Genomic DNA, 2,424 nt, shown 5'->3' on the forward strand with positions numbered 1-2,424 from the left:
CCAGGCGGTACTTGCCGGGGCCGTAGTAGCTGTCGTCCCGCCAGGTCGGCGCGTACAGGACGGCGCGCTTGCCCGGCGGCAGCCCGAGCCGCTCGCGCACCCGCTCGGCCAGCATCTCCCGATCAGGGGACGCCAGCACATCGTTGCGCGGATACCCGGTCTCGATCAGCTCGCCCTCATACCGGAACGCCCGGCGCAGGATCGGCGTGCTGAAACCGTTCGGCGACACCAGGTAACTCCAGTTCGGCGTCTCCTTGGCCACCTTCTCCAGATAGCGCGCGTTGGCGAACTGCACGTCCTGGATGTCGAACCCGATCCGCTTGAGCGGGGTGCCGTGCCACGTCTGCACGACGACCTGCCCGGGACGGCGCACGAACCACTCCGGCAGGTGCGCGTTGGTGACGACGTAGCGGCTGCTGGCCATCGCCTCGTACCACTCGGCTCCCCACAGCCGCACCGGACGCGCCGTCTCCGGCAACTCCACCTGACCGTCACGCACCACCCACAGATGTTCTAGTTCGACTCCACGTTCCACAAGCTCCTCGTGGATGGCGCGCGGGCTGTCGGAGTACTGCTTGCCCGAGTAGCTGTCGTAGACCACCGCCGGGCGCAGGGAGCGCAGGCGGCGCGGGGCGCGGTAGTGCCGGACGCGGGTCCGCGCCTGGCGGTAGGCGCCGCGCTCGCCCGGCCGCAGATCGGAGTGGACCTCCACGATCGGCACGTCATAGCCCTGCTCGCGGAACACATAGCGGCGGCCGTCCACCGTCGTCTCGACCGGCAGGCAGCCCAGCACCGCATGATCCAGCACAACGGACCGGCTCGACGTCCCCCCGGGCTGCCGGAGACGCAGGTCCCATCTGCCGGCCGCCAGCGGCAGGACGCCGCCCGGCGAGTCGACGCGGCTCAGCGGGAGTTCGGCGCGGAACCGCCCGGCCGCGCGGGACATCGGGAACGCGCGCTCCTCGTTCCGGTCGCGGCTACGCAGCACCAGCTCCGCCGGATCCACCAGGTCGGACGGGCAGTCGCCGGACAGCACCAGCGTCCCACTCGACTCCCACGTCGCTGCGGTGACCACAGGCCGCGATGTACGGACCTGAAGCCACGCGTAGCCGTGGCGGGAGCGGTAGACGACGAACTCCCTGCCCGCGAAGGTGTACAGCCCCTCGGCGGCGTCGTCGTCCAGCACCATCTGAACCGGCTCGGCTGCTCCGGCGGGGTCGTCCGGAAGTCTCATGGCGAGACGAAGACCGACATCGTCGTCAGGGTCGGGGCCCTGTCCGGCCCCGGGCGGGCGGGCGGTCTCCTCGCCGGCGGCGGACGCCCCAGCGATCAGCTCACGCAGTGGGATCCGTACGCGATACCCCCTGGGGGCCGTGTCGTCAGAGGTCACCGGGTAGCGGCTCAGCTCCGTCCCGGCCCGCCTCCGCACGATGACCGCGGCACCGTCCGGCACTCCACCGGGAATCGTGCCGCGGATCTCCAGGGCGCCGTCGACCACCCGGTGGCCGGTGACGCGGGCCCGGACCGTCTCCACCCGCAGCCGCATCGTGCCGCCGCGCGTGATCATCGGAACCACGCGCACGTCCTCGTCGACATAGTGCCAGGCCGGGTGCGCGCCGCTGCCGGAGGACGGTGCCGACAGCGCGCCCCGCCGCAGCACACCGCGGTCGTAGACCCCCGCCGCGACCAGCCAGGTCCCATCGACGTAGCGGCCGCCGCGCCGCAGCCGCTTCGGATCGATCGTCGCCGAGAACCCCGACCACCGGTGGCTGCGGTGCGGATCGCCCGCCGTCTCGTCGGCGTCCCGGCAGCGCCGGGTGCGCGCCGGCACCGCTCGGGTGCGGCCGCTGCCGACCTCCCGGACGCCGATGGCCTTCAGGGACGACCACGGAGAGCCCGTGCCGACGTAGTCGATGTAGGCGTGCCCGGTGATGTGCAGCTTGCCACGCCGCCATGTCATCTCGTGCAGCCGGGCACGGGCCGCGAGTTCCTCACCGAGCCGGAACACGCGGCGAGGGACCCGCAGGCGGCGATCTCCCCAGAACGGGTACTTCGCGTAATACCGCCACAGCCGACGGGTCACCGGGATCCGCAGTCCGCGGCGTTCGTAGGCCAGAACCTCCAGCAACTCCGGTACCAGTCCACGACCCACCAGATGCCATTTCAGCCGCATCATCGCCGGCAGCGCTTCCAACGCCGAACGGTCGGCCTGGGCGAGGAAGCTCTGTGCCAACTCCATGAATCGGACTCGGAACTCCTCGTCGGCCTCACCCAGCACATTCAGGAAGATCCTCAGGTCGCTGCGCAGTGCCACCTCGTCGTACTCGCGCTTGCACGCGCGCACCGCCCGCTCCGGCCGCGACCCCAGGAACCGGCTGACGGTCTCCACCGCCGCGAACCGGTCGGTGACGGCGCCGATCTCGG

General features: G+C 71.5%; 1 protein-coding gene. It reads right to left on the bottom strand.

What is annotated here, in order from left to right; all coding sequences use genetic code 11:
- The coding region (locus tag E1284_RS40195) for a CDP-glycerol glycerophosphotransferase family protein (protein WP_207924242.1) at positions 1-2,424 on the bottom strand (2,424 nt) is incomplete at both ends.

It is taken from the genome of Actinomadura bangladeshensis (genome assembly GCF_004348335.1).
Taxonomy (GTDB): Bacteria; Actinomycetota; Actinomycetes; order Streptosporangiales; family Streptosporangiaceae; genus Spirillospora; species Spirillospora bangladeshensis.